Source organism: Lysinibacillus sp. CD3-6, from assembly GCF_006351725.2.
GTDB lineage: Bacteria > Bacillota > Bacilli > Bacillales_A > Planococcaceae > Lysinibacillus.
In genome coordinates this window covers 3,504,697-3,526,331 of sequence record NZ_CP085880.1, presented here as the reverse complement: position 1 = coordinate 3,526,331, position 21,635 = coordinate 3,504,697, and the positions used below count along the sequence as shown (strand labels likewise).

Annotated in this window: 22 protein-coding genes, 1 tRNA gene, 1 pseudogene and 1 riboswitch; of the genes and pseudogenes, 18 read left to right on the top strand and 6 right to left on the bottom strand. The window is 38.4% G+C overall.

The annotated features are described in order from the left end of the window. The first annotated feature begins 86 nt into the window (after nucleotides 1-86). From trxA to FH508_RS17565, 3 genes are all read left to right on the top strand, one after another. Nucleotides 87-398, top strand: coding sequence for a thioredoxin (trxA, locus tag FH508_RS17575; RefSeq protein ID WP_024363864.1), 312 nt, complete (start codon nucleotides 87-89; stop codon nucleotides 396-398). A 210-nt stretch (nucleotides 399-608) separates the two neighbouring features. After that, nucleotides 609-2,399 (top strand): excinuclease ABC subunit UvrC, encoded by a 1,791-nt coding sequence (uvrC, locus tag FH508_RS17570; RefSeq protein ID WP_172772349.1) that lies wholly within the window; start codon nucleotides 609-611, stop codon nucleotides 2,397-2,399. A gap of 128 nt (nucleotides 2,400-2,527) precedes the next feature. Next, a riboswitch (Lysine riboswitch) is annotated at nucleotides 2,528-2,706 on the top strand. Between the two features lie 102 nt (nucleotides 2,707-2,808). Next, nucleotides 2,809-4,035, top strand: a complete 1,227-nt coding sequence (locus FH508_RS17565) for an aspartate kinase (RefSeq protein ID WP_172772348.1) — start codon at nucleotides 2,809-2,811, stop codon at nucleotides 4,033-4,035. A gap of 471 nt (nucleotides 4,036-4,506) precedes the next feature. Here the strand turns inward: FH508_RS17565 and FH508_RS17560 are convergent, their stop codons facing one another. Beyond that, the gene (locus FH508_RS17560) at nucleotides 4,507-4,941 is read right to left on the bottom strand and encodes a YslB family protein (protein ID WP_172772347.1); all 435 of its coding nucleotides are present in this window, start codon (nucleotides 4,939-4,941) and stop codon (nucleotides 4,507-4,509) included. A 272-nt stretch (nucleotides 4,942-5,213) separates the two neighbouring features. Between FH508_RS17560 and FH508_RS17555 the strand changes: the two genes are divergently transcribed. The 7 genes from FH508_RS17555 to racE all read left to right on the top strand — a co-directional run bounded on the left by FH508_RS17555 (nucleotide 5,214) and on the right by racE (nucleotide 10,992). Next, nucleotides 5,214-5,822, top strand: a complete 609-nt coding sequence (locus tag FH508_RS17555; protein ID WP_172772346.1) for a succinate dehydrogenase cytochrome b558 subunit — start codon at nucleotides 5,214-5,216, stop codon at nucleotides 5,820-5,822. A 67-nt stretch (nucleotides 5,823-5,889) separates the two neighbouring features. After that, complete coding sequence (sdhA, locus tag FH508_RS17550) at nucleotides 5,890-7,644, top strand: succinate dehydrogenase flavoprotein subunit (protein ID WP_172772345.1); 1,755 nt, start codon at nucleotides 5,890-5,892, stop codon at nucleotides 7,642-7,644. Between the two features lie 5 nt (nucleotides 7,645-7,649). After that, a complete protein-coding gene (sdhB, locus tag FH508_RS17545) occupies nucleotides 7,650-8,429 on the top strand; it encodes a succinate dehydrogenase iron-sulfur subunit (protein ID WP_172772344.1) in 780 nt (259 codons plus the stop codon). A gap of 231 nt (nucleotides 8,430-8,660) precedes the next feature. Next, complete coding sequence (locus FH508_RS17540) at nucleotides 8,661-9,119, top strand: acyl-CoA thioesterase (protein WP_172772343.1); 459 nt, start codon at nucleotides 8,661-8,663, stop codon at nucleotides 9,117-9,119. A gap of 316 nt (nucleotides 9,120-9,435) precedes the next feature. Continuing rightward, nucleotides 9,436-9,657, top strand: a complete 222-nt coding sequence (locus FH508_RS17535; RefSeq protein ID WP_172772342.1) for a helix-turn-helix domain-containing protein — start codon at nucleotides 9,436-9,438, stop codon at nucleotides 9,655-9,657. A 74-nt stretch (nucleotides 9,658-9,731) separates the two neighbouring features. Beyond that, nucleotides 9,732-10,184 (top strand): MarR family winged helix-turn-helix transcriptional regulator, encoded by a 453-nt coding sequence (locus FH508_RS17530; RefSeq protein ID WP_172772341.1) that lies wholly within the window; start codon nucleotides 9,732-9,734, stop codon nucleotides 10,182-10,184. A 10-nt stretch (nucleotides 10,185-10,194) separates the two neighbouring features. Continuing rightward, nucleotides 10,195-10,992: a glutamate racemase gene (gene racE, locus FH508_RS17525; protein WP_172772340.1), complete on the top strand. Its 798-nt coding sequence runs from the start codon at nucleotides 10,195-10,197 to the stop codon at nucleotides 10,990-10,992. A gap of 49 nt (nucleotides 10,993-11,041) precedes the next feature. Here the strand turns inward: racE and FH508_RS17520 are convergent, their stop codons facing one another. Next, nucleotides 11,042-11,683 carry a PAQR family membrane homeostasis protein TrhA gene (locus FH508_RS17520; protein WP_172772339.1) on the bottom strand — a complete coding sequence of 214 codons (642 nt, stop codon included), beginning with the start codon at nucleotides 11,681-11,683 and terminating at the stop codon, nucleotides 11,042-11,044. A 175-nt stretch (nucleotides 11,684-11,858) separates the two neighbouring features. Here FH508_RS17520 and rph point away from each other — a divergent pair, with 175 nt between their 5' ends. From rph to FH508_RS17495, 5 genes are all read left to right on the top strand, one after another. After that, entirely contained in the window at nucleotides 11,859-12,608 is a 750-nt protein-coding gene (gene rph / locus FH508_RS17515) for a ribonuclease PH (protein ID WP_172772338.1), read from the top strand. 1 nt (nucleotide 12,609) lies between these two features. Beyond that, nucleotides 12,610-13,203 carry an XTP/dITP diphosphatase gene (locus FH508_RS17510; RefSeq protein WP_172772337.1) on the top strand — a complete coding sequence of 198 codons (594 nt, stop codon included), beginning with the start codon at nucleotides 12,610-12,612 and terminating at the stop codon, nucleotides 13,201-13,203. 11 nt (nucleotides 13,204-13,214) lie between these two features. Continuing rightward, nucleotides 13,215-13,718 carry a metallophosphoesterase gene (locus FH508_RS17505; RefSeq protein WP_172772336.1) on the top strand — a complete coding sequence of 168 codons (504 nt, stop codon included), beginning with the start codon at nucleotides 13,215-13,217 and terminating at the stop codon, nucleotides 13,716-13,718. A gap of 162 nt (nucleotides 13,719-13,880) precedes the next feature. Further along, nucleotides 13,881-15,344: a protein adenylyltransferase SelO gene (locus FH508_RS17500; RefSeq protein WP_172772335.1), complete on the top strand. Its 1,464-nt coding sequence runs from the start codon at nucleotides 13,881-13,883 to the stop codon at nucleotides 15,342-15,344. A gap of 123 nt (nucleotides 15,345-15,467) precedes the next feature. Beyond that, entirely contained in the window at nucleotides 15,468-15,632 is a 165-nt protein-coding gene (locus tag FH508_RS17495; protein WP_172772334.1) for a DUF2639 domain-containing protein, read from the top strand. A gap of 108 nt (nucleotides 15,633-15,740) precedes the next feature. Here FH508_RS17495 and FH508_RS17490 read toward each other — a convergent pair whose 3' ends face one another. Both FH508_RS17490 and FH508_RS17485 read right to left on the bottom strand, forming a co-directional pair. Beyond that, nucleotides 15,741-16,409 carry a hypothetical protein gene (locus FH508_RS17490; RefSeq protein WP_172772333.1) on the bottom strand — a complete coding sequence of 223 codons (669 nt, stop codon included), beginning with the start codon at nucleotides 16,407-16,409 and terminating at the stop codon, nucleotides 15,741-15,743. 83 nt (nucleotides 16,410-16,492) lie between these two features. Next, complete coding sequence (locus FH508_RS17485) at nucleotides 16,493-17,239, bottom strand: SDR family NAD(P)-dependent oxidoreductase (protein WP_172772332.1); 747 nt, start codon at nucleotides 17,237-17,239, stop codon at nucleotides 16,493-16,495. A 227-nt stretch (nucleotides 17,240-17,466) separates the two neighbouring features. Here FH508_RS17485 and FH508_RS17480 point away from each other — a divergent pair. Continuing rightward, nucleotides 17,467-17,540: transfer RNA gene (locus FH508_RS17480), tRNA-Arg, on the top strand. Between the two features lie 535 nt (nucleotides 17,541-18,075). Here the strand turns inward: FH508_RS17480 and FH508_RS17475 are convergent. Further along, nucleotides 18,076-18,495: a MerR family transcriptional regulator gene (locus FH508_RS17475; RefSeq protein WP_172772331.1), complete on the bottom strand. Its 420-nt coding sequence runs from the start codon at nucleotides 18,493-18,495 to the stop codon at nucleotides 18,076-18,078. A gap of 234 nt (nucleotides 18,496-18,729) precedes the next feature. On the opposite strand from FH508_RS17475, the gene FH508_RS17470 reads away from it, so the two are divergent. Next, nucleotides 18,730-19,344: a flavin reductase family protein gene (locus FH508_RS17470; protein WP_172772330.1), complete on the top strand. Its 615-nt coding sequence runs from the start codon at nucleotides 18,730-18,732 to the stop codon at nucleotides 19,342-19,344. Between the two features lie 616 nt (nucleotides 19,345-19,960). Here FH508_RS17470 and FH508_RS17465 read toward each other — a convergent pair. Continuing rightward, nucleotides 19,961-20,770 (bottom strand): SDR family NAD(P)-dependent oxidoreductase, encoded by an 810-nt coding sequence (locus FH508_RS17465; protein ID WP_172772329.1) that lies wholly within the window; start codon nucleotides 20,768-20,770, stop codon nucleotides 19,961-19,963. Nucleotides 20,771-20,899: 129 nt separating this feature from the next. Here FH508_RS17465 and FH508_RS17460 point away from each other — a divergent pair. Beyond that, nucleotides 20,900-21,635, top strand: a pseudogene (locus tag FH508_RS17460) (SDR family NAD(P)-dependent oxidoreductase).

The following is a 21,635-nucleotide window of genomic DNA, read 5'->3' as shown; positions in this document are numbered from 1 at the left end:
AAATATACATTGCAGGCAGATTGTTCGCTCAAGCTATTTTATCCATGCTATACTACAACCATAGTAAGATTTAAGGAGGATTTCAAATGGCAATTGTACATGCAACAGATGCAACGTTTCAAGATGATATTAAAGAAGGCTTAGTATTAGTCGACTTTTGGGCTGCTTGGTGTGGACCATGTAAAATGATCGGACCAGTTCTTGAAGAAATGGATGCTGCAGGTAGTGCAGCTAAAATCGTAAAAGTAGATGTGGATAACAACCAAGGTACTGCAGCACAATACCAAATCATGTCTATCCCTTCATTGCTTTTATTCAAAAACGGTGAATTAGTAGATAAAACTGTTGGTTTCCAACCTAAAGAAGCATTAGAAGCTTTCATCGCAAAACATGCTTAATTTGTAAAATAAAGAGCTGAGCCATCTTTAGATGTGCTTGGCTTTTTTTCGTTATATAATAGATAGAGGAATTTCAATAAACGCTCGTTTATTAATAAATTTTCTTATTTTGTTGTAATATCTTTTGAGCGATTTACGATGAAAGACAAAAGAGAATGGAACGAAATGGCGATTATTAGATAGGCATCAAAAAAGGGGGGCAGGTAGGCGATGAATGATTTAATTAAACGTAAGCTTGATATTCTACCAGATCAGCCTGGCTGCTATTTGATGAAGGATCGACAAGGGACAATTATTTATGTAGGTAAGGCCAAGGTACTTAAAAACCGAGTGCGCTCGTATTTTACAGGAACACATGAAGGGAAAACACAGCGCCTTGTTGGTGAGATTGAGGATTTTGAGTACATTGTGACTTCTTCGAATTTAGAGGCACTTATTCTAGAGTTAAACCTTATTAAGCTACACGATCCTAAATACAATATCATGCTAACGGATGATAAAACGTATCCGTATATTAAAATTACGAACGAAAAATATCCACGGCTTATTACAACACGTAAAGTAAAAAAAGATAAAGCAAAATACTTTGGTCCTTATCCAAATGCGTATGCAGCAAGTGAAACAAAAAAGTTGCTCGATAGACTCTATCCGCTACGTAAATGTGTACAATTACCATCAAAAGTTTGCTTGTATTACCATATGGGACAATGCTTAGCACCGTGTGTAAAAGAAATTGATGCTCAAGTATATCACGATATGATTGAAGATATGACGAAGTTTTTAAATGGTGGCGTGGAGTCAGTAAAAAAAGAGCTTGAACAGAAAATGTTAGCTGCCGCGGAGCAACTAGAGTTTGAGCGAGCGAAGGAGTTCCGCGATCAAATTGCACATATAGAAACGGTTATGCAAAAGCAAAAAATTGTGTCCAGTGATACAACGAACCGCGATGTATTCGGTTATGCAGTTGAAAAGGGTTGGATGTGTGTGCAAGTATTTTTCGTTCGTCAAGGTAAGTTGATTGAACGAGATGTTTCGATTTTCCCGATTTATCAGGATGTTGAAGAAGAATTTTTAACATTTGTCGGACGCTTTTATGAAAAGCCTGAGCATATAAAGCCTAAGGAAATTTTTATTCCTCCGTCGATAGATACAGCAATTTTAACGGAGTTATTAGCGGTTAAAGTGCTAACACCGAAGCGAGGGCAAAAAAAAGAATTAGTAGATTTAGCTATGAAAAATGCTGAAATTGCAGTGGCGGCGAAATTCCAGCTAATTGAGCGACAGGAAGAGCGTACAATAGGTGCTTGCGAGGCACTCGGGGAAGCGATGGGAATTTCAGCACCTCTCCGCATTGAAGCTTTTGATAATAGTCATATGCATGGTGCTGATGCGGTATCAGCAATGGTTGTATTTATTGATGGTAAGCCTGCTAAGAAGGAATATCGTAAATATAAAACACGCACTGCCGCAAAACATGATGATTATGGAGCAATGCAAGAAGTGATACGTCGCCGTTACACAAGAGTATTAAAAGAAGGCTTGCCATTGCCTGATTTAGTTCTAATAGATGGTGGTAAAGGACAGATGGAAGTCGCGCGAGAAGTGTTAGAGGACGAGCTTGGACTTGTTATCCCAATTGCTGGCTTAGCAAAAGATGAAAAACATAATACATCCCAGCTTTTATTTGGTGATCCACCTGAGGTCATTGCATTAAAGCGGACAAGTGACGGGTTTTATTTACTTCAGCGTATTCAGGACGAGGTACACCGTTTTGCGATTACATTTTTACGCCAACAGCATGAGAAAAATGCTATTCAATCTGTTCTCGATGGCATTGAAGGTGTTGGGCCAAAACGCAAGCAACAATTATTGAAGCACTTTGGTTCAGTTAAAAAGATTCGTGAAGCAAGTGAGCTTGCACTTCAAGAAGCGGGAATACCTGCGAACTTAGCGAACAGCATTTACAATTATTTTCAGCAACAGACGTTGTCAAAGGATTAGACATGTGCTAAGGTTGTGATAGAACAAAGCAGTGAAAAACTGATATGTTCTATTACACTTTAGATGAAGAATATGTGGGCAGAGCATATATTTTCATAAAGGTAAAAATGAATAATTTCACTATTTTAAGTGATGATAGAGGTGCAAGATTCAATAGTAGCACATTGAAGGATGGACAAATCCAATGATGGTGTGTGAAAGGGGAGCTTGCCGAAGTGAAGTATCGTTGTTTCCGATACTTTGCTGGTTTTGCATTTAATAGATGTAAGACTGTCGAATCTTGACGTTTCGGAGAGCTATCACACATGCGCAAGCTTTTTATTGTACATGTTGCAGGCAGCTTTCACGTTATGTGAAGGCTGCCTTTTTGCTGTTCTAGAGACGAATCGATAAAAGGAGAATGATAATAATGGCGAGTATTGTATTAAAGTTTGGCGGACCAGCAATCGCTTCAACCGAGCAAATTCAAGAGGTCGCAAAAATAGCGATAGCCAAAAAAGAGCTTGGCTATGATGTTGTAGTAGTGACAGCTGCGATGGGACGCACAGCAAAAGACTTAGCAAAGATGGTACGTGGTATATCAGACGATGCTTCTAAACGTGAAATGGATGTACTACTTTCGACGAGTTCACAACTCGCAAGTGCCCTTTTTGCAATTGCTTTACAGGAGGCGGGCTATGATGCAGTATCTTTGACTGGCTGGCAGGCTGGTGTGCAAACAGATGGGAAACATTTTCATGCACGTATCGACCATATCGATGTGTGCCGTATGAAAGAACATTTGATACAAGGTCAAATTGTCGTTGTTGCGGGAGAGCAGGGCATTTCTAATGCAAATAATATTACAACGCTTGGTAAAGGTGGAGCCGAAACAACGGCAGTAGCCATTGCAGCTGCATTAGAAGCGGAACGTGTGGACATTTATACAAATGTAGATGGTGTTTATACAGCAGATCCTAGGTTTATAAAAAAAGCAAGAAAGCTAAAGGAGATTTCATATGATGAAATGCTTGAACTGTCCCATTTAGGTTCACATATTTTACATCCACGGGCAGTGGAGCTTGCTAAAAAGTTTCAAATGCCTGTCATTATTCGTTCAAGTGTAGAAGATACAGCAGGTACTTTATTGAAGGAGGAAGTTGAAATGGAGAAAAATTTAATCGTACGTGGTGTTGCTTATGAGTCTGATATCATTCGCCTAACTATCGGTTATGATACATACTCTACTGCATCGTTAGCAGATATGTTTGCTATCCTAGCAGAGAATCGCATTAATGTTGATATTATTGTGCAAGCTATTATTGAAGGTGTGAGACCATCTGTATCATTTACCATTTTAAAAGAAGAGTTTGCTGATGCTTTACGTGTACTAGAGGATAGTAAATTATCACTTGGTTTTAGCTTTGCAGATTTTGAAATTGGACTAGCGAAAGTTTCGATTATTGGATCAGGCATGGCGTCAAATCCAGGTGTTGCAGCACGAATGTTTGATCGCTTACGTCGAGAAGAAATTGCAGTAAAAATGGTCAGTACTTCTGAGATTAAAGTTTCTGTTGTTGTCCCACAGGACGAGATGATTCGCGCTGCAAACGCATTACATGATGAGTTTAATTTAGCAGAGGAGATTCACGAATAGTAGCTTTCTATAGATAACTACATAGGTTGATTTCCGCTACAGGCGGGCGCTTTCCGCGGGCACAAACGTAAGCCGTCACCCTCGCTGGCGCGTCTTACGTTTTGTGCATTCCCGCAGGAGTCGCCCACCCTGCGCTCCAATCAACTAAGCACTTTGGTAAATAAATATTGATGACTAAGAATCCAATAGCTAATCTTCTTTTATAAAATAATATAGAAGACTTCTGCGGTTGATTTCCGCTGCGGGCGGGCGCTTTCCGCGGGCACAAACGTAAGCCGTCACCTTGGCTAACGCGAAATGCCCGCGTCTTACGTTTTGTACGTTCTCATCAGGAGTCGCCCGCCTCCGCTTATCAACGCAACCAGGAATATGCCGATGGATACCTATAATAAAAAAAGACAAAAGGCATGTTGCCTTTTGTCGACGCTGAAAAAGGATTGCTTTTCTAACAAAATCGCAATACTTACAAGCTTATCTATTTGGTATTGTATTCATAATACGCTCTTTAACATCCCATTTAACTGTAAACATGACTTGCTGTTGCTTTTCGCGCTTCTCATCATAACATTCCGTTAAGTATCCTTTTGATTGTTGGATTTGTTCAGCAATAAACCCTGCTTCCAATCTAAAGCTCCGATTTTGAATTTGCAAAAGGGTTGGCTCATTTGTTAAATGGAAAATACGTCCATCCTTAGACTCCTTTGTCAATTCAAGAGTACCCCAGCACGCATCCGCGAAAAATGCGATAAGTTCATCTTGACTTTTACAAGGGAACTTCCGTGCAAGCTCTTTTCCAGCCCAATATAGTACGTCATCTTCATGTTTACCGAGAATAGATGATAGAATATGATCACGGATTAACTCATATCCAAATGGTGAGATTGTATTAGATGGATTATTTAACATAGAAATCCTTCTTTCTTAGAATTTTCTTATAATTCAGCGTCAATAAAGTAAAGGTAGAATTTTCGAGAAGAAACGACACGTTATGTACTAGATTGCTTCTATAATGAGGGCTATTAAAAACTCTATGTTACCTTGACGCTCGTAGCTCTTGAGAGTACAATAAACATGTCATAATATTGTACCATGATGAAATACACAGTCAATGGAGTATCATTTACAAAATGGTGACTTCTTTTGTTGTGCTATTTTAAGTACTAAGGGGGGTAACAGTCTTGTCGAAAGATCGAGAGTTTTTATGGCGTCGCTTACATTCTCTACTTGGTATCATTCCAGTAGGTCTGTTTTTAACGATGCACCTATTCATTAACTTTACAGCAGTAGGCGGAGCAGAGAGCTACAATGATGCAACCGCAGTAATGGAAAAGATTCCATTTCTTATCCTAGTAGAGTGGATTGTCATCTATATTCCATTAATGTTCCACGCATTTTATGGTGTGTACATCGCATTCACTGCTACACCAAATACAGGGCGTTTCAGCACATACCGTAACTGGATGTTCTCATTACAACGCTTCACAGGTGTATTTTTAGTAATCTTCATTGCATGGCATATTTTCCAAACTCGTATTCAAAAAGCGCTTGGTACACACGTTGATTACGACATGATGGCAAATATCGTAAATAATCCATTTATGCTTGGATTCTATATTGTTGGTATTATATCAGCAACTTTCCACTTATCAAATGGCTTATGGGCATTCCTAGTAAGCTGGGGTATCACACAATCTCCTCAGTCTCAAAAGATTGCTACTTATGTAACAAACGTTCTTTTCGTAATTCTAAGTGTAGTTGGTGTGGCTGCTATTTTAGCTTTCGTTTAATTTAATAAAAGCTACTATAATAGTGCATGCAATCATTGCAATTTTTTAAGAGGAGTGAGAAATAATCATGGCGAAAAGCAAAATAATTGTTGTCGGCGGCGGTTTAGCTGGTCTGATGGCAACGATTAAAGCAGCTGAAGTTGGTACTGAAGTTGATTTATTCTCATTAGTTCCTGTAAAACGCTCACACTCTGTATGTGCGCAAGGCGGAATTAATGGTGCCGTAAATACAAAAGGTGAAGGGGATTCTCCTTGGATTCACTTTGATGATACAGTATATGGTGGGGATTTCTTAGCAAACCAACCACCTGTTAAAGGTATGTGTGATGCAGCCCCTGGTATTATTCACTTAATGGACCGTATGGGTGTAATGTTCAACCGTACGCCAGAAGGTTTACTTGATTTCCGTCGTTTCGGTGGTACGTTAATGCACCGTACAGCATTCTCAGGTGCAACAACTGGTCAGCAATTACTATACGCGTTGGACGAGCAAGTTCGTTCTCACGAAGTAGCTGGTTTAGTTAACAAATATGAGCACTGGGAATTCCTTGGTGTGGTTATTGATGATGACGGCGTTTGCCGCGGTATCGTAGCACAAAATATGCGTACAGAAGAAATTAAATCATTCCGTGCAGACGCTGTAATTATGGCGACTGGTGGCCCTGGTATTATCTTCGGTAAAACAACAAACTCTGTTATTAACACAGGTTCTGCTGCTTCTATCGTATACCAACAAGGTGCTTCATACGCGAATGGTGAGTTCATTCAAATTCACCCTACAGCGATTCCTGGGGACGACAAAAACCGTCTAATGTCAGAATCTGCACGTGGTGAAGGTGGACGTATTTGGACATACAAAGACGGTAAACCTTGGTATTTCTTAGAAGAAAAGTATCCTGCATATGGTAACTTAGTACCACGTGATATTGCTACACGTGAAATTTTCGACGTTTGTGTAAACCAAAAGCTTGGTATTAACGGCGAAAACATGGTATACCTAGATCTTTCTCATAAAGATCCACATGAGTTAGACGTTAAACTTGGTGGTATCATTGAAATCTACGAAAAATTCGTAGGTGATGACCCACGTAAATTACCAATGAAAATTTTCCCAGCAGTTCACTATTCAATGGGTGGATTATGGGTTGATTACAACCAAATGACTGAAATTCCTGGTCTATTTGCAGCAGGTGAATGTGATTACTCACAACATGGCGCAAACCGTCTAGGTGCAAACTCATTGCTATCTGCTATTTATGGTGGTATGGTTGCTGGACCAAATGCAGTTGATTATGTGAAACATCTTAAAAAGCATGCTGAAGATTTATCTCAAGATATTTTCGATGCACGTGTTAATGAAGAGCAAGCTAAATGGGATTCTATCATGAAAATGGACGGCACAGAAAACGCTTACCTACTTCATAAAGAACTTGGTGAGTTAATGACAGCTACAATGACTGTTGTACGCTTTAACGACCAACTTGAAGAAACTTACAAAAAACTTGGCGAATTCCAAAAACGTTGGGAAAACATCAATATCAACGATACACAAAAATGGAGTAACCAAGGTGCTCACTTTACTCGTCAGTTGAAAAACATGCTTTACTTAGCGAAAGTAATGACGAAAGGTGCTTTACTACGTAATGAATCTCGTGGTGCACACTATAAACCAGACTTCCCGCAACGTGATGATGAAAACTTCTTAAAAACAACGATGGCGAAATTCGACCCAGCTACGGGCGAGCCAATTATCACTTATCAAGAAGTAGATGTATCATTAATCCCACCACGTAAACGTGACTACTCTGCGAAAGGAGACTAAGAATTATGGAAATCGCAGCTAATACTGGAAGAATGGTAAAAGTTGAAATTTTACGTCAAGATACACAAGGTGGCCAAGGCTACTGGCAGAAATTCGAAGTTCCTTACCGTCATGGTATGAACGTTATTTCTGTGTTAATGGAGATTCAAAAAAATCCAGTAACAGCTACTGGAGAAAAAACAACACCAGTTTCATGGGACATGAACTGTCTTGAAGAAGTTTGTGGAGCATGTTCAATGGTAATCAATGGTCGTCCACGTCAATCATGTTCAACACTGATTGATCAATTGACTGAACCAGTTCGCCTTGAGCCAATGAAAACTTTCCCGGTTGTACGTGACTTACAAGTAGACCGTGATCGTATGTTCAATGCACTGAAAAAAGTAAAAGCATGGGTACCAATCGATGGTACTTATGATTTAGGTGAAGGTCCTCGTATGCCAGAAGGTAAACGTCAATGGGCTTATGAATTATCTAAATGTATGACTTGTGGTGTATGTATGGAAGCGTGTCCAAACGTGTCTGAAAAAGCTTCATTCATTGGACCAGCACCACTATCACAAGTACGTCTATTTAACACTCACCCAACAGGTGCAATGATTAAAGACGAACGTTTAAATGCAATCATGGGTGACGGCGGTCTTGCTAACTGCGGTAACTCTCAAAACTGTGTAGCTGCTTGTCCTAAAGGTATACCTTTAACAACATCTATCGCATCTTTAAACCGTGCAACAACAGTGCAAATGTTCCGTAACTTCTTCGGTTCTGACCATTACGTTGACTAATTGTACAATGCAAATCCCTTACACAATTGTGTAAGGGATTTTTTTATAGACTGTTAGATATAAGATAATAGTTGATTCGGCAATAAAACACTAAAATTTCTGATTTTTCTATGATAAAATAGCATTTTCCTTTATAATGAATTTGTATTCATTTTTTAACTATTAATACGGCTAGAATATCAACAGCTTCATAAAAACAGTAGCCGCATACAGACGAAGGGGATGGTTCACATGAAAGCAAGCTATATTGGGGATTTTGAGAAATGGGCAAAAGATTTTTCGTTTTATATAGAAGTACGTGTTCGTTTTTCAGAAACGGATATGTATGGCCATATGAATAACACTGTTAGCTTTACATATTTTGAACAGGCGAGAATCGATTATTTTAATCATCTTGGCATATTAATGCCCTCTGCAATAGATGACCATGTAAATGGTATTCCAATCGTAGCAGATTTACAATGTGATTACCGAAAGCAAGTTTTCTTTGACGATGTCATCCGCGTGTATACGAAAGTAGCTAAAGTAGGAAATTCTTCAATGGATATTCATTACTTGGCAAAAAATCAAAAAGATGAAGTATGCTTTACAGGACGTGGTACAGTTGTACAAATGGACCCACGAACAGGAAAAAGTGTGCCCATCACAGAAGAGGAAAAGGCACATTTAGCAGCATTAGCTATTATTTAACTGGCTTTTCGTAAAAATCACCACTTTTCTAAGAGTGGTATGTATGTAACGATGTACTTAATTAGTATGGATAATGTTGAATTATTATAAATGCGTAGAAGTCAAAAATGTATAGTAGAGTTTTTCGAGCAGGCTTAAAAAGCTGGACGTAAATTGCAGGGGCAATTCATGCATTTTTTATTTGCTTATTGCGCTTATATAGAAGAACTTCCGATTTTTTTGTGGAAACTACGTATATTAATGAAAATAGCCGTCACCGCTCATCACTCCTTAACATAAGTTACAATACGTGCGGGGGAGGAGGGTGTGACTGAAAATGAATGGCTCTCATCATCGTTCTCTTTTAACAAACCGAGAACGTGAAATATTTGCGCTTTTATTAGCTGAAAAAACAACGAGGGATATTGCAGGGCAACTTGGTATTAGTGAAAAAACAGTGCGAAACCACATTTCCAATACAATTCAAAAGCTGGGTGTAACAAATCGATCTCAAGCGTTAATTGAGCTGTTACGCTTAGAAGAATTTAAATTAGACTAATGGACACTTGCTATTTCGTGAAAAAAACGACAAAATAGAACTATTCAACGTATTTTTAGGAGTGGAATAGTTATATGTCGGATGAAGTAACAAAGCACTCACCTGAAACCGTTGCAACGGTTGAAAAGGAACTACGCTATATAGCGGCCATTGTGAAGCAAAAAGGAAGGGAAATTGTTTCACAATATGCGATTACGCCGCCACAATTTGTTGCATTACAGTGGTTAGAAGAGCTTGGTGATATTACAATTGGCGATTTATCAAACCGTTTATACTTAGCTTTTAGTACGACAACAGATTTAGTGGACCGAATGGAGAAAAATGAATTAGTCAAGCGAATGCGTGATGAAAATGATCGTCGTGTCGTTGTCGTTCATCTTCTCGAAAAAGGCGAACGTATAATTCAAGAGGTTATAGAAAAAAGACAGCAATATTTGCAGGAAATGCTTGTTGGTTTTAATGAACAAGAAGTCGCGCAATTATCAAGCTATTTACAAAAACTACATGTACACATGAAACAGGATTGAGGCGGAAAGTATGAATGCCCCGATAGGCGTTATTGATTCAGGAGTAGGCGGTCTAACCGTAGCAAAGGAAATAATAAAACGATTACCAAATGAAACGATTTATTATATTGGTGATACAGCAAGATGTCCCTATGGTCCACGAACTCGACAAGAAGTACGAAATTTTACTTGGCAAATGGCAAAAGCGCTAGAGAAAATGAATATCAAGATGCTAGTCATTGCTTGTAATACAGCGACTGCAGTGGCACTCGAAAGTTTACAACGTAATATGCCTTTTCCGGTATTAGGCGTTATTAATGCTGGCGCACGTGCAGCTGTAAAGAAAACGAAGCGACATGAAGTCGTTGTGCTTGCAACAGAAGGAACAATAAAAAGTGGGGCCTATGAAGAAGCATTATTGTCTCTTAATACGTCTACCCACATTATTCCATTGGCTTGTCCAACGTTCGTACCACTAGTGGAAAGTGGCGAATATAAAGGTGAATTTGCAAATAATTTAATTGCTGATGGCTTAAAACCGTTAAAAAACGAACAATTTGATACGGTCATTTTAGGATGTACACATTATCCTATTTTGCAAAAACAAATTGAAGCTGTCGTCGGAGAAGATGTTTTCGTGCTATCTTCTGCGGAAGAAACAGCAAAGGATGTCGAGGAAATGCTTGCGTATAATGGCACTTTAGCAGAATCAAATGCTAAGCCCGCACATAAATTTTTTGCATCGGGTTCTGTACCCATTTTCCGCTCGATTGCAGAAAGTTGGCTGGAGCAAGGTACGCTTGACATAAACCGTATTACATTAAAATAAAAATCAGCTTAGCTTAAGAGCTAGGCTGATTTTTTTTATTTTATGTGGTTTACATAAATAAATAGATCGTCACGAACATCCAAGCACTTCCAGCCATGACAAAGACATGCCAAATTGCATGGTTGTACTTAATCTTTTTATTTTTGTAAAAATAAGTACCAGCAGTATAAAAAATACCGCCGATTAAAAGCGTCATAAAGCCTTTGAATGAGATGTAGGCAACTAATGGCTTATAGGCGAAGACAATGAGCCATCCCATGCCAATATAGACGATTAATGATATTTTTTTGAAGCGATATACGAAAAATTGTTTTAAAATAATGCCGATGAAGGCAAGCACCCATTCAATAATGAAAATGCTCCATCCAAGCTTTCCACCTACTGCAATTAAAGCAATCGGTGTATAAGTTCCTGCGATTAATAAGAATATGGAGCTATGATCTAATTTTTTTAACAGCACCTTATTTGTCGGAAGTGAATGATACAAGGTGGATGCTATGTATAAACAAAACATCGATAAACCAAAAATAATGTAACTAATTAGCTCTGTGCTTGTACCAGTGGTTAACGCTTTATGCACTAATAGAAGGGTAGCAGGAACTGTCAAAAATGCACCTATTCCATGTGTTAGCGCATTCCAAAATTCTTCCTTTATGGTATAACTACTATGCTCAATTGTTGGTTGAGACATGACCATCACCTCTTTCTTTGTTATATTACTATAACATGTTAACGTTTGTCATAGTAGATGAAAATGTAATGCATTTTATATGATAAATATCATATATTGCGCGTAGTAAATCGTCGCATCAATGTAAAATATGATAAAATAAGGGCGCGAAAGATTTGAGGAGGAACGAATAATTATGACAAGATTTGATGGTAGAGATGCAGATGCATTACGCCCTGTAAAGTTGGATAGCGAGTATTTATTGCATCCAGAAGGCTCAGTATTGATCCAAGTTGGAAATACGAAAGTAATTTGTACAGCAACAGTTGAAGATAAAGTACCAGGTTTTTTACGTGGGCAAGGAAAAGGATGGATTACAGCTGAGTATTCTATGCTACCTCGTGCCACTGCACAACGTACACCACGTGAATCGTCACGCGGGAAAGTAAACGGACGTACAATGGAAATCCAACGTCTTATTGGTCGTGCATTGCGTGCTATCGTCGATTTAGAAGCTTTAGGTGAACGTACTGTATGGATTGACTGTGACGTCATTCAAGCAGATGGTGGAACACGTACTGCGTCTATTACTGGTGCATTTGTAGCAATGACACAGGCGATTGCTAAGCTTGCTGAAGAAAAACAACTAGAAAAATTCCCTATTACAGATTTCTTAGCTGCTACAAGTGTCGGCATTGTTGAAGAACAAGGTGCCGTTTTAGACTTAAACTATGTTGAAGATGTTGCCGCAGCAGTTGATATGAACATCGTTATGACTGGTGCTGGCCGTTTTGTTGAACTACAAGGTACAGGTGAAGAAGCAACCTTTTCTCGCGAAGAATTAAATGAATTGCTTGCATTAGGTGAAAAAGGAATCCAAGAATTAATTGAACTACAAAAACAAGCACTTGGAGAACTAGCTCATAAAGTAGGAGGAAACAACTAATATGAAACAAGTTGTAATAGCTACAAAAAACAAAGGCAAAGCCAAAGATTTTGAAGCGTTATTTGCACCCCTTGGCTTTGAAGTGGTGACGATGTTTGATGTCGCGCCAAATATGGAAATAGAAGAAACAGGCACTACATTTGAAGAAAATGCGGTGTTAAAGGCGGAAGCATTGGCAAAAGAGCTAGATACAATAGTTATTGCAGATGATAGCGGCTTAGCTGTAGATGCACTAAATGGTGAGCCAGGCGTTTATTCGGCACGGTATGCTGGAGATCATGATGATGAAGCAAATATGGTGAAGCTACTGCAAAATTTACAAGACGTTGAAGAAAACAAGCGTACGGCTCGTTTTTGTTGCTGTATTGCCATTGCAGGTCCTGATTTTGAAACAACAACTGTTTTTGGCACTTGTGAAGGTGTAATTGCGCGTGAAAAACGAGGTACAAATGGCTTTGGATATGATCCAGTCTTTTTTGTACCAAGCTTAAATCGAATGATGGCAGAGTTATCGCCAGAAGAAAAAGGGGCTATTTCTCACCGAGGAAATGCCATTCGTAAGCTAAAGGAACAATTGCCAAATCTTATTAAGTAAGAGGTGATTCTATGCAAATATTAGTCATGAGTGATACACATGGAGATAGCAGTGTCATTGATAAAGTACGTAGCTTTTATCCAACTGTCGAAACTTTGATTCATTGTGGCGATAGTGAGCTACCCTTCTCCCATGATGCACTCAATGATATGAAGAAAGTACGAGGAAATTGTGATAGCGATCAAGCCTTTCCTGATGAAGTCATTATGGAAGTGGGCGACGCGACTCTTTTTGTGACACATGGTCATTTATTTAATGTGAAAACATCCATTTTGTCATTATCGTATCGTGCAAAGGAGGTCGATGCACAAATTGCCTGTTTCGGCCATTCTCATGTACTAGGTGCTGAAATGATTGATGATGTCCTTTTTATTAATCCAGGAAGCTTATTAAAGCCAAGAGGTCGCAACGAAAAAAGCTTTGCAATTATAGATATTCAAGATGATTATTTTCAGGTCAATTTCTTAACAGATGACAATGATTGTATTTCAACGCATAAGTTTATGCGGAAATAAGTCATAAGAAATGGCTAATATAAAAACGCTTAAGATTCTGCTAAAAGAGAGTTTAAGCGTTTTTATATTTATGTATAACTATATTGCTGGAAATCATGTCCACGAATTATTTGCATTAGAGGAGAAAAACTAAATGAAAAGAACAAGGGTGATTATATGACTATGGCAAACAACATAGGTTGGAATTTTGATAATAGCTACACTCGTCTACCGAGTTCATTTTATAGCTGCCTTCCATTGAATCGTGTACAAGCCCCAAAATTGGTGATTCTTAATGAGGCGGTGGCCGAGTCCCTCGGATTAGATACGCGTGCCCTTCAACGACCAGAAAGTATCGAAATACTTGCTGGTAATGAGGTGCCGAGTGGTGCAATACCGCTCGCACAAGCTTATGCAGGACATCAATTTGGGCATTTTAACATGTTAGGTGATGGCAGAGCGCTTCTTCTAGGTGAGCAAATGACACCTACAGGGGAGCGTTATGATATCGGGCTTAAGGGATCAGGGCGAACACCTTATTCGCGAGGAGGAGACGGTCGTGCGGCACTCGGTCCAATGCTCCGTGAATATATCATTAGTGAAGCGATGTACGCATTGGGCATTCCGACATCCCGTAGTTTAGCGGTGGTAACTACAGGAGAAACGATAATACGTGAAACGGAACTGCCAGGTGCTATTTTGACGCGTGTTGCTAGCAGCCATTTACGTGTGGGAACATTTCAATATGTGGCGCAATGGGGGACAGATGAAGAACTTCAAATTTTAGCTGATTATGCAATCGAACGTCATTTCCCAACGATAGATCAGACGCAACCTAATCGCTATTTAAGTCTGCTTCAGGAAGTTATGGAGAGACAGGCTAAGCTTATTGCCCAATGGCAGCTAGTTGGCTTTATTCATGGTGTGATGAATACGGATAATATGACCATTAGCGGTGAAACAATTGATTATGGTCCTTGTGCTTTCATGGATACGTATAATCCAGCAACAGTCTTTAGCTCAATCGATAGACAAGGTCGCTATGCATATGGAAACCAGCCACCTATTGGAGGATGGAATATCAGCCGTTTTGCTGAAACATTACTTCCGCTCATTCATAACAACGAAGAAGAAGCTGTGATTTTAGCACAAGAAGTAATACAGCAATATCCTCAATTGTATTACACAAATTGGCTAGCAGGCATGCGAGCGAAACTAGGGATTTTTAATGAAGAAGAGCAAGATGCAAAGCTGGTAGAGGAACTGCTCACGTTAATGGAAAAGTACGATGCCGATTATACGAATACATTCCGTGCTTTAACTTTTACTAAATGTGAAGGAACGGACCTATTTAATAGTGCAGAATTTACAAATTGGTATGAGCAGTGGCAAGCAAGACGTGAAAAACAAGAGGAAAGTGAAGCGGCATCACAACAATTAATGCGTGATAATAATCCAGCAATTATTCCACGAAATCACCGAGTAGAAGAAGCATTAGAAGCTGCCGTTACACACGGAGATTATCGTGTAATGGAAAAGTTACTACAGGCACTTTCACAGCCTTTTGCACATACAAGTAACCAAGAAGAGTATGCAACGTTACCAGCACCATCCAACTGTCCTTATCAAACGTTTTGTGGCACATAAATTTAGAAAAACGAAGGAATGCATATCCTTCGTTTTTTTTATTGAAGTAAAAGAAAAGCAGTAACAGCACAAAACCTTTGAGCATACGTTATGTATGAGTAACAGAAAAGGAGACTGTGCAACGTGCATCGATATTCTAAAGGTTGGTTTGTCAAAGAGCTACGTGCAAAGGGAATTTTAGTTCATCCTCAATTAAAGACACACCTTGGGCTTTTTAAGGAATCTGAACTACGGAATTTATATTACCGCTATGTTGACAAGCAACCCGTCAATCCAGAGCAAACATAGATTAAGTGGGATATACTAGCGCAAAGGAAAATACTTTATAATGGAATACGAAAAACCAGATTGATGGACAAAAGATATTGTCGATGAATCTGGTTTTTTATTTATTCGTTATGAAGAAAAGCGGTAGCAAAATTGCATAACAATCGCCATTGCAATCATATCCGACATTTCGAGTACCTCTGCTTCAATCTCATCAAAAACTTGCACATCTGCTTGATAGTCTTTTTGAATCATTGTAACAGCTTCTTTTTTCGTTAAAGCTAAATGGCTATAAAACATTTGCTGTACGGCTTCCTTACTCAAATATGGATTAATCGTACTTAAAAATATCGCAATATCATCGGCATTACGATACCATTCTTTTTCCTTTGCTGCTGCGGTTGCCGCATCTCCTTTATTCGCTGCAGTCACGAGCTGCGCTGCAATAAGTAGATGCTCTTTAATCAGCTCGGCGTATCGATCAGCTAGTTGATCTCCGTAAAAAGGACGGAGACAATTTCCTAAATCTGTCGCATTGCGTAAAAGACGTGTTTGTACAAATGGTAAATCAGGCAAACCAAAGACAATACTAATAATGGTCATTCTCGTCCAATTGACATGCTCCAACCACAACAATCGATTCATCGCCATATAATCAGATTCTGCTTTACTGATACACAGTCGAGTATCTCTCTGGGGTTTTAAAAAGTGCCGAATAGGTGCCGTATATTGGGTATAAGGGGTAGTATAAATAGCGCTTAATGAATTGCCGTAATAGTCATTTATATACGGATACAATGCACGTTCACTCCCTCAAAAAATTCATTCTATTTTAGAATACTCGACAATATCCTTGGATGTGCATAAATGAAGAGTGTTCATTAATCTTCATACATCATTTTCTTGGTCATTCCACCATCGACAGTAAGATTGATACCTGTGACAAATCGATTCGCTGGATTTGTTAAATACAGACATGCTTGTGCAATATCTTCTGGCATGCCAACCCGCCCTGATAAATGTTGTGCATGATCGATTGAACGTAACTGACCATAATCCCCCGTCTCAATCCAACCAGGTGATATACAGTTGACCGTAATCTGATCTGGCCCTAAAGAGCGTGCTAGAGCGTGTGTTAAAGCGACAATACCACCCTTTGAAGCGGCATAAGCCTCAGTATTAGGTTCAGACATAAACGCCCGCGTAGAGGCTAAAGAAACGATCGAACCACCATGCTCATTCGTCCGCATTACTTTTGCCGCCTCTCTAGAACAAAATAAAACACTCGTTAAATTCGTCTGTAACATATCATGCCATTGTTCAAACGTAATGTCATAAGGTGAAAGATGTTGAAACTTACCCGCATTATTAATTAAAATGCTGATTGTCCCAAAATGCTTTACCGTTTGTTGCATTAAAGAAACAATAGCTTGTTCCTGTGAAACATCTGTTTCTATAAACAATGCCGAATAACCTTGCTCATGCATTTCTTGCTCCAGCTGTTTACCGAGCGCTACATTGACATCGGCAATGACAACCTTTGCTCCACTCTTTGCGTATGCTAGCACAATGCCTTTACCAATGCCATGTGCACCCCCAGTCACTACAACAACAGCGTTCTTAAACATGCCTATACCTCCTATCATTTAGTTTTCATTATTTTAGCAAAAATAGGGCACTATAACGTATTAGAATGACATAAAGAAACCTATAGATTCATACAATAAATAGGTATATAATATTTTTAAGGCAAACCTTGCCTTCATAGTAAAATTCATGTTGACATTATGTTATAAACGACATATAATAAATATTGTCTTTCCTAAGAGAAAAGTAAATTAGGAAAACACATCATGTCTCAGTAGCTCAGCAGGATAGAGCAACGGCCTTCTAAGCCGTCGGTCGGGGGTTCGAATCCCTCCTGGGACGTCTAAAGGTTCAGATAGAATAAGTTTGAACCAACTAAAAAGCGCTTCAAATCCTTTGACATCAAGGGTTTGGGGCGCTTTTCCTTTTTTGAGAATACTTTAGAAAGGATAGAAAATGAAAAGTTTCTACACATTTTCTACACAAAATAAGGTGTTACTAAAACGTTTGGTGACTGTTATAGAACTAAGCCGCAATAAGGTTAATTGCATACAAATTGCCGAGCAGACTTCAAGATAACCATTATTCCATTAATTTTTATTAATCAATCAATTCTTTTTTAAGCATTTAAATAGTACCCTTAGAAAATAAATGTAATTGATTTATTCAACAAACGGGCCAGATTGTTGAATAACATTCTTTAACGAAAGTTTCCAAAACGACCGCTTTTGAAATGTTATTTAGGGTATTCGTAACAAGTGATGGAATACCCAATTTAATTATTATGGATTACTACATAATTAACTCATATTGTGAAGTAATGCATCTTCTATTTATTCATGTATTCTGGCCATATTTTAAGGCATTAAGTTCAAGGTCATACTTGTATCGGAGCTTCGTAACTACCTTTGGAAAGTTCGTGATAGCCGGCTAGCTTCTCCTTTGTAAGTGTAATCATGTGGCTCAATTCCTGCTGCTTAGCTTCCAAATCCAACAGATATTTCGAAAGTATTTCTGTTCGTTTATTTAATGTGGGAGTAAATTTAGTAGGGTCTGCCCCTAGCTGTATTTTTTCCATTACACAACCGTCGCGAGTAAATTCTGTGATCTCCTCAAGTGATAAACCTATCTTCTTTAAATTATTTAAACACAGTATATATGAAACTTCGCTCTCGGTATATGCCCTTGCACCTCCTTCGCTGCGATTTGGTCCTTTCAGAACTCCAATTTTCTCGTAATAACGCAATGTATAAGGGGTTAAACCCGTTCTTTCTGACACTTGACTAATTGTGAGCATTGAATGCTTCCTCCTTTGTAATAATGGAATGAAGTAATCGTACACCTTAGAGCTAGCTCTAAGTCAAGTTTTACGAACTCTCACTCTTTTTAAATCCTCCCTTGACTTCGAGTCGACTCTAATTTGTATACTGCATCCATAATAGTTTAGGAGGAATTGCCATGATATCTGAATGTAAAGGTCATTAATCAGTCAATTTTATATAAAAATTAATCAAGAAAGGATGAAATTAACGTGGAAATTACCCCTGAAAAACTTACGTGGAAAGACAGCTACAAATTATATACAGGCTCTATTTTGCCTAGACCGATTGCTTTGGTCTCTACTATCTCAAAGGGAGGTATTCCAAATCTTGCCCCTTTCAGTAATTTTTGCGGCGTTTGTCCTTGGCCATTTATGGTAGCCTTTGCTCCTATGATTCGACCCGAAGATGGTACGAAGAAAGATACCACACGAAACATAGAAGAAACAGGAGAATTTGTAATCAATATCGTGACAGAGGATATTGTAACGAAAGTGAATGAAACATCCATAGAATTTGCACCAGACATAGATGAGTTTCAAGAATCCGGTTTAACACCTATTCCCAGCTCGAAAGTGTTGCCGTTTCGGGTTAAAGAAAGTCCCATACAAATGGAATGTGTATTGGAGAATATGCTAACATTTGGGGAAGGACCAGGATCATCAAACCTCGTTATTGGTCGTGTAGTTAAAATCCACATCGAAGATACACTATACAAAGATGGGAAAATAGATTTAGCCAACTTTAAGCCGGTAGGTCGTCTCTCAGGGCCCCATTATGCGAGAATGTCCGACTTATTTACATTGAAAAGCCCCCAAGGACGCTGACAGGGTCTTAAGAAGGTCAAAACACAATATTAAATTATTGGAAAGCAAAAATAGACTGGTATCAGCAATAGTACCCTAGAGTAGGGGCGAAATCCAGGGTTTCAACCTTGATACCTTTTTAAATTGAGGTATGTTTTAGTTATTCCATTAAAGGGCCATTTAATTGAATATCGTCTTTTTAAAAGTCGGGGTAATTATGTTAAAAAATCGAGCTTTATTTTGAAAATAATTAATCTTATATTTGAATTATAAAATAGCTTGAGTATCCATCATGAATTTAAAAGGAAGAATAGTGGAAGAAATGTTTGGAAAGCAGAATGTCAAATCAATAAAATTTATGGAAAATTAAATTTCTAATGAAAAGAATTGTTTGTTAAAGATTAATCGTTAATAAAATAGATATTATTGAAGCCCTCGAAGAGGCTAGATATATTAACACTAGGATAAAATACTTTTTTAAGTTCTAAATAATTTCTTTAGATAATGAATAAAGAGCCTGCTCAATTGAGCAGGCTTTTATATAGCTAGTGGATTTAAAGGAAACCAAAAACATTTTAGAAGAACTTCTTTAAAATAAAACTAACTTATTCATTGTAAATAAATATTAGCTATAGGCTTACCAGTTTAAATTAGCATTTTTCACAGCATTTACAGTAGGGTTTTGTACAAGCATACCACCGTCTGAGTTAATTATTTGACCAGTAATGAATGAAGACTCATCGCTTGCTAAGAATAAAGCTAAGTTTGCGATATCCATTGGATCACCGATACGATTTAATAATTTGATATCTTTGTAAATATCGATTAAGGAAGCTAAAGCTTCTGGTGCATTGTCGATACGATCTTTTGGTAATACCATACCAGGTGAAATTGCGTTACAACGGATACCTTGTTTACCGAATTGTACAGCCGTTGAGCGTGTTAATGAAATAACCCCTGCTTTTGCTGCAGCATAAGCTGATTTTGTCATTTCGCCTACTTGTCCACCCATTGATGCTGTGTTGATGATTGAACCACCACCGTTATCTAACATCACTGGAAGCGCGTATTTTGTACCTAACATAACAGATTTCAAGTTGTAACGCATTGTTTCATCCCACTCAAATACATCCATATTTTTTACGTCTACATCTTTATGGAAATCTAAACGTGCAGCATTATTCATTAAAATGTCTAAACGGCCATACGTATCAACAGCTGTTTGAATCATTTCTTTGATCATTTCTTCATTACCAATATCCACTTGTTTGGCTACGATTTCTCCGCCAGCTGCTTTAACTTCAGCTACAACACGCTCTAATCCAGCGACATTAATATCAGCTGCTACTACTTTCGCACCTTGTGCAGCGAATAGTTTTACTGTTGTTTCCCCCATGCCTGATGCGGCACCTGTTACGATAGCTACTTTGTTTTCTAAACGATTCATGTTAAAACACCTCTTTGAAATTTTACAAAATGAACTTTTAGGTTGTATATTAGAATTCATTTCGTTAATTTATTATATGAACTATTTTACATTCTGTAAACTAAGTTCGTTCGATAAGGAGGAGAAAATATGCGTTTACATGGTAAAGTAGCCATTATTATGGGTGCTGCTAATGGGATGGGCTCTTCTGAAGCGTAAATCTTCGCTCGTGAAGGGGCAAAAGTAGTAGCTACAGACGTGAACGAAGAAAAATTAATGAAGCTTGCAGCAGAATTTAAAGAAGCAGGTAGTGACATTTTGGTAATGAAGATAACGTAGCTTCAGAAGAAGAATGGAAAGCCGTTGTTGCGAAAACAGTTGAAACGTATGGCAAAGTAGATGTGTTAGTGAATAATGCAGGTGTAGCATTTAATAAAAATTTTGCGACGATGGAAATGGATGAATGGAATTGGGTCATGGACATTAACTTAAATGGTTGTGTACTTGGCATAAAATACGCGATTCCTAAAATGCAAAATGCTGGTGGTGGCTCAGTGATTAATATTTCATCTATGGTGGTATTGTAGGAATGGCAGGATTTAGTCCTTACACAGCTGCAAAAGGTGCATTACGTGCTTTATCAAAATCAGCAGCTGTTGAATACGTTAATGATAAAATCCGTGTCAACTCATCACATCCTGGTATTATCGTGACACCTATGACAGCACATACGATGGAGGCAGGTATGCCATTCTATCAAGCGCATACACAATTACCATACATGGGAGAGCCTGAAGATGTGGCACATGGTGTATTATTCCTAGCATCAGATGAATCACGCTTTATGACAAGTGTAGGTGTTGAATTAGTCATCGATGGTGGATGA

What these genes read in the sequence shown, in the direction of transcription:
- sdhB (WP_172772344.1), top strand. Translation starts at nt 7,650, where the DNA reads ATGGAAATCGCAGCTAATACTGGAAGAATGGTAAAAGTTGAAATTTTA.
- FH508_RS17565 (WP_172772348.1), top strand. Translation starts at nt 2,809, where the DNA reads ATGGCGAGTATTGTATTAAAGTTTGGCGGACCAGCAATCGCTTCAACC.
- FH508_RS17535 (WP_172772342.1), top strand. Translation starts at nt 9,436, where the DNA reads ATGAATGGCTCTCATCATCGTTCTCTTTTAACAAACCGAGAACGTGAA.
- rph (WP_172772338.1), top strand. Translation starts at nt 11,859, where the DNA reads ATGACAAGATTTGATGGTAGAGATGCAGATGCATTACGCCCTGTAAAG.
- sdhA (WP_172772345.1), top strand. Translation starts at nt 5,890, where the DNA reads ATGGCGAAAAGCAAAATAATTGTTGTCGGCGGCGGTTTAGCTGGTCTG.
- FH508_RS17485 (WP_172772332.1), bottom strand. Translation starts at nt 17,239, where the DNA reads ATGTTTAAGAACGCTGTTGTTGTAGTGACTGGGGGTGCACATGGCATT.
- FH508_RS17560 (WP_172772347.1), bottom strand. Translation starts at nt 4,941, where the DNA reads ATGTTAAATAATCCATCTAATACAATCTCACCATTTGGATATGAGTTA.
- FH508_RS17465 (WP_172772329.1), bottom strand. Translation starts at nt 20,770, where the DNA reads ATGAATCGTTTAGAAAACAAAGTAGCTATCGTAACAGGTGCCGCATCA.
- FH508_RS17520 (WP_172772339.1), bottom strand. Translation starts at nt 11,683, where the DNA reads ATGTCTCAACCAACAATTGAGCATAGTAGTTATACCATAAAGGAAGAA.
- racE (WP_172772340.1), top strand. Translation starts at nt 10,195, where the DNA reads ATGAATGCCCCGATAGGCGTTATTGATTCAGGAGTAGGCGGTCTAACC.
- FH508_RS17530 (WP_172772341.1), top strand. Translation starts at nt 9,732, where the DNA reads ATGTCGGATGAAGTAACAAAGCACTCACCTGAAACCGTTGCAACGGTT.
- FH508_RS17540 (WP_172772343.1), top strand. Translation starts at nt 8,661, where the DNA reads ATGAAAGCAAGCTATATTGGGGATTTTGAGAAATGGGCAAAAGATTTT.
- FH508_RS17500 (WP_172772335.1), top strand. Translation starts at nt 13,881, where the DNA reads ATGGCAAACAACATAGGTTGGAATTTTGATAATAGCTACACTCGTCTA.
- FH508_RS17475 (WP_172772331.1), bottom strand. Translation starts at nt 18,495, where the DNA reads ATGCTCACAATTAGTCAAGTGTCAGAAAGAACGGGTTTAACCCCTTAT.
- trxA (WP_024363864.1), top strand. Translation starts at nt 87, where the DNA reads ATGGCAATTGTACATGCAACAGATGCAACGTTTCAAGATGATATTAAA.
- FH508_RS17510 (WP_172772337.1), top strand. Translation starts at nt 12,610, where the DNA reads ATGAAACAAGTTGTAATAGCTACAAAAAACAAAGGCAAAGCCAAAGAT.
- uvrC (WP_172772349.1), top strand. Translation starts at nt 609, where the DNA reads ATGAATGATTTAATTAAACGTAAGCTTGATATTCTACCAGATCAGCCT.
- FH508_RS17505 (WP_172772336.1), top strand. Translation starts at nt 13,215, where the DNA reads ATGCAAATATTAGTCATGAGTGATACACATGGAGATAGCAGTGTCATT.